The organism is uncultured Paraglaciecola sp. (assembly GCF_913058035.1).
Classification (GTDB): domain Bacteria; phylum Pseudomonadota; class Gammaproteobacteria; order Enterobacterales; family Alteromonadaceae; genus Paraglaciecola.
On the sequence record NZ_CAJXPA010000266.1, the window covers coordinates 1 to 4,357 of the forward strand.

Consider the following 4,357-nt stretch of genomic DNA (forward strand, 5'->3'; position numbering starts at 1 on the left):
TTTAACTGAGTAGCTTGAGAAGTGACATAACCATTAATAAACTCTATTTCTGTTCGGCGTTGAAACTTAAGGTCTTGGTGCATCGATGAGTAGTTATTAGCCGTAGCCGTTATTATTTGTTGGACATTTTTAAATAATTTAAGGTTATCAGCTGGGTAACCGAGTGCCTGCATCACGATGGCAATTTCATAACAAATATCAAAGATGACAGTGTTGTATTTTAACTGTGCAAGCTCACCGTTTTTTAAGTTATGAATAGCGGTAAGGGGATTTATCACGGCATTAATAGCTAGTTTATTCCATAATGCTAAACCAATATTTTGATGCCATTTACTCGGTGGAAGTAGCGCTGAAAGTATTGGCTCAATTGATTGTTTCAATCTCATATCAACATTGCTTAACCAGCCCAAATGAGTGTGCCCTAATCCTGTTTCTGTTAGCGTGTCTGCATCTAGTTTTAACGCTCCATAACTTGTGGTGGCTGCAATTAATGGATTATTAGGTAGCTTTTCTTTAACTTTCTCTATGGTTCCCATGCCGTTGTGTAATAGTACTATTATATGCTTGGGTTGGATGAAAGGTTCTAATTGTTCCAGCACCGACATAATTTGATAAGCCTTGACCGGTAATATCAGTAAGTCAAATTGGCTAGGCATAGTTATGATAGTGCTATTTGGTACGAAACTGTGTGATACGCCAACTATATCCGTTACTTTAAATGGTAGTTCATGCTTTGATTTTACTAAGTGCTGATAATCATAACCAAGCTGGTGGCATTTAAAACCAATTAACCCGCCAATGGCTCCTTTGCCAACAATAGCAAGTTGTGGAAATTTAAGTGTTTTATTATCCTGCATTTTTTTGTTGGGGCAATTTGATGTTTGGCCATTTGAGTGTCCAAGGGGTTGTTAGATGAGTGATTTGTAGTTTGGTTTCATCACATACAAATGCATCACCTTTATCTGGAGGACATATAATACAGATAGTTTTTTTTTGGTAGATGAAGCGAATGCAATAAGCATGAAGATATGTACGATCTGCGCTAAGACCCTTGTATAATTCATCACCTAAGATGGGACTGCCTATACTTTTTAAAGCAACCCGTATTTGATGTGTCTTACCCGTGAGAGGTTTTATAAGAAATAATCTAAGTCCTTGGTAAATAGAGAAACTAAAAAATTGGCTGATGGCCACAGCAGTATCGCTACTGTCCAACATCCACTTACTATCTCTGACTTTTTTCATACCACCTTTGATAGCACCTTGTTTTTTCTTAGGTTTTTTCGCAGAGATAGCCAAATAGTATTTCTCCATTTGTCTTTCCTCAAATAGCTGACCAAAGATAGCGGCAGCTTGTGAGTTTTTAGCTAAAATTAAAATACCAGAGGTGACCTTATCTAATCTGTGTACTAACCATAATTGCTCAACCTTAAGCTGTTGACAAAGTATTGGTAAAATCCCTGACTGATGAGACTCATTTTGCACAGAAATATTACTAGGTTTGTTTATCACCAGAAATTCAGGGTGGTCAAACAAGATAATTATCGGAGGCAATAAAATATTAAGTTACTCCAAAAGCTCGATAGCAACAGGATAATCTAAATTATGAATAGCCCGTTTTAATTCATCTAGTCTTCCAGACGATAGATTTAATGACTGAGTGTAAGTTGTTATTTTACTCTCAGAAATAAACTCATTGCGCTTTAAAGCAGCAATTAATCGTGTTTTTTCAACTTGTTGAGGGGCTAAGTCAGACGTTTCTTCAATACCATTTTCGGCTGAGTAATTTTGGACTGAAGTCAATGTTTGTTTAAAAACCTGCAAAAACTCTTCTAATGTATATTCGGTCGTTTGGCTAGCAAAACTTATTTCAAGTTGTCTACACGCATTGTGTAAGGCCATCATACCTAAATTTCCACTGACTCCTTTTACAGTGTGAACCTGTTGTTTTGCTGCTTGAAAATCTTGTTGCAACTGTTCTGCAATCAGTTTATCAAATTGTTGATATTGTTGGATAAATTTCCCCAAAATTTTAATCAATAATGGTTGATTACCGCTAAACTGATTGATAGCAAATTTGGCATCAAAAATACTCAAAATAGGGCCAGACAAAATAGCAATTCCTTTAGGTAGTTGTGTCTTTGAAAAAATGTTGTTTATATAATTCATTTATTTTAGCAAACAATTTGAAGTATTTGTTACTCGATGCGAATTACCTATCGACCCTGGTTACTTTATTTATAAACTGCAGGTAGAATACAAAATATAGTTGGTCTTTTTTATTTTTAGTTGGATAGTATTTTGCAGGCAAATCAGACAACCTTTGCAGATCGTTTACATGTATTACAAAACCAAGCAGTTACTCAAACCCTAACTGGAATACGTCATGGGGTAGAGCGTGAAACTTTACGCATTAACCCGGATGGTGGTTTGGCACAGAGCCCACATCAACCACTTTTGGGTTCAGCTTTAACCCATGAGTTTATTACTACTGATTTTTCAGAGTCTTTGCTTGAGTTTATCACCCCACCTGAAGAGTCCATCCAAAAGACAATCGGGCAATTAAATGATGTGCACAAATTTACAATCTCAAATATAGGTGATGAACGTCTGTGGCCAATGAGCATGCCTTGTTTTATTGAGGACCAAGATGCTATCCCTATCGCTGACTTTGGTTCATCTAATGTAGGCAAGATGAAAACGCTGTACAGAGTAGGGTTAAAAAACCGCTACGGCAGTATGATGCAAGCTATCTCAGGTGTGCATTTTAATTTTTCTCTGCCTGACGAATTCTGGCAACAGTGGTTAGAAAAGACAACGGGAGAAAAAGCTAATAAAGAAGCGATTTCTGCAGAATATTTTGCTTTAATTAGAAATTACCGGCGTTTTTGTTGGCTAATACCTTATTTATATGGTGCTTCTCCTGCAATTTGTGGTTCATTTATAAAAGGTAAAAATATTAATTTCCCTTTTAAAAAGCTAGGCAGTGGTACTTATTATTTACCTTATGCCACTTCTCTCAGAATGAGTGATTTGGGGTATACAAACAGTGCACAGTCTGGCTTAAATATTTCTTACAACCACCTTGATAGTTACATTTCTTCATTAAAAGAAGCGATTAACCAACCGTCTTCTGCTTTTCAAAAATATGCGGGTAAAAAAGATGGAAAGTATCAACAGCTCAATGCCAATGTACTACAGATTGAAAACGAATTGTATTCGCCTATTAGGCCCAAGCAACCGACTCAGTCGTTAGAAAAGCCATCTGAAGCCTTAGACAAAAGAGGCGTCAGCTATATTGAAGTCAGAGCGTTAGACGTTAATCCATTTAGTGCCATAGGTATTGAGGAGAATCAGTTTTATTTTCTCGATGTGTTTTTATTATATTGTGTTACCTATCCAAGTGCCATGATGGATGCTGAACATTATAACGAAACAGAGTCTAATCTGAGCGCGGTAGTTAATAATGGAAGGGAACCTGGGCTTACACTTTTAAATGGCCAGCAGTCCATAGGTTTATCTAAATGGGCGCTGCAGCTTTTTTCAGATATGCAAAAGGTCGCTTTAGTACTTGATCAAGCAAACGCTACAACACATTATTCAGCTGCGTTAGAGCTTGAAAAACAAAAAATAGTTGATTCAAGTTTGACTCCTTCAGCTAAAATTTTACAACAATTGGTCAGCCAAAAATGTGACAACGGCACTTTAGGATTATCTCTTGGAGAAGATTACAGACAACAATTACTCAATTCTGATTATGAATTTATGAGTGCTGAGGAATTAACTGAACACGCTAGATTATCTTTAGAAAAACAGCGTGTGATTGAGCAGCAGGATAATATTCCTTTCGATGATTTTCTAAGTAGTTATTTTTTGGCAGACACAGCTGATTAATTCAAAGTAAAAAAAGCCTGATAAATATCAGGCTATAAAGATACTACTAGGGAAACTCACACTAACTTGAACACTTTAATTAAGAGTAGGTTATGCAACTAAAGTTCACTAAGAAATCTCAATTTTTTAAAATTATTTTAATTAGTCTTGTCAGCACCATATTTTTAGCAGCTTGCACTGCTACACCGCCCAAAAACATCAGTAATATTTGCGATATTTTCACTGAAAAGCGGGATTGGTTTGAAACGTCTAATGACATGCAAACGAAATGGGGCGTGCCTATTCATGTGCCCATGGCAATGATGTTTCAGGAAAGCTCTTTTAAGGCAAAAGCCCTTCCACCTAAAGACTATTTCTTCTTTGGTTTAATTCCCTGGGGTCGTGTCAGTAGCGCTTATGGTTATTCTCAGGCTAAAACACCAACTTGGGATGATTACAAACGTGAAACAGACAACTCATGGGC

Annotated in this window: 4 protein-coding genes and 1 pseudogene; 2 read left to right on the top strand and 3 right to left on the bottom strand. The window is 36.7% G+C overall.

Translation table 11 applies throughout. From position 1 onward, the window contains the following. From QZ562_RS19895 to QZ562_RS19905, 3 genes are all read right to left on the bottom strand, one after another. The coding region (locus QZ562_RS19895; RefSeq protein WP_293764187.1) for a 2-dehydropantoate 2-reductase at positions 1–857 on the bottom strand (857 nt) is incomplete at its 3' end. Beyond that, positions 847–1,554 carry a TIGR01621 family pseudouridine synthase gene (locus QZ562_RS19900; protein WP_293764190.1) on the bottom strand — a complete coding sequence of 236 codons (708 nt, stop codon included), beginning with the start codon at positions 1,552–1,554 and terminating at the stop codon, positions 847–849. The genes QZ562_RS19900 and QZ562_RS19895, both read right to left, overlap by 11 nt. Positions 1,555–1,566: 12 nt before the next feature. Next, on the bottom strand, positions 1,567–2,112 hold the full coding sequence (locus QZ562_RS19905) for an Hpt domain-containing protein (RefSeq protein WP_293764193.1): 546 nt from the start codon (positions 2,110–2,112) through the stop codon (positions 1,567–1,569). Between the two features lie 189 nt (positions 2,113–2,301). Between QZ562_RS19905 and gshA the strand changes: the two genes are divergently transcribed. Both gshA and QZ562_RS19915 read left to right on the top strand, forming a co-directional pair. Further along, the gene (gene gshA, locus QZ562_RS19910) at positions 2,302–3,894 is read left to right on the top strand and encodes a glutamate--cysteine ligase (RefSeq protein ID WP_293764195.1); all 1,593 of its coding nucleotides are present in this window, start codon (positions 2,302–2,304) and stop codon (positions 3,892–3,894) included. A gap of 92 nt (positions 3,895–3,986) precedes the next feature. Continuing rightward, positions 3,987–4,357: pseudogene (locus QZ562_RS19915) on the top strand (hypothetical protein); the annotation flags it as partial.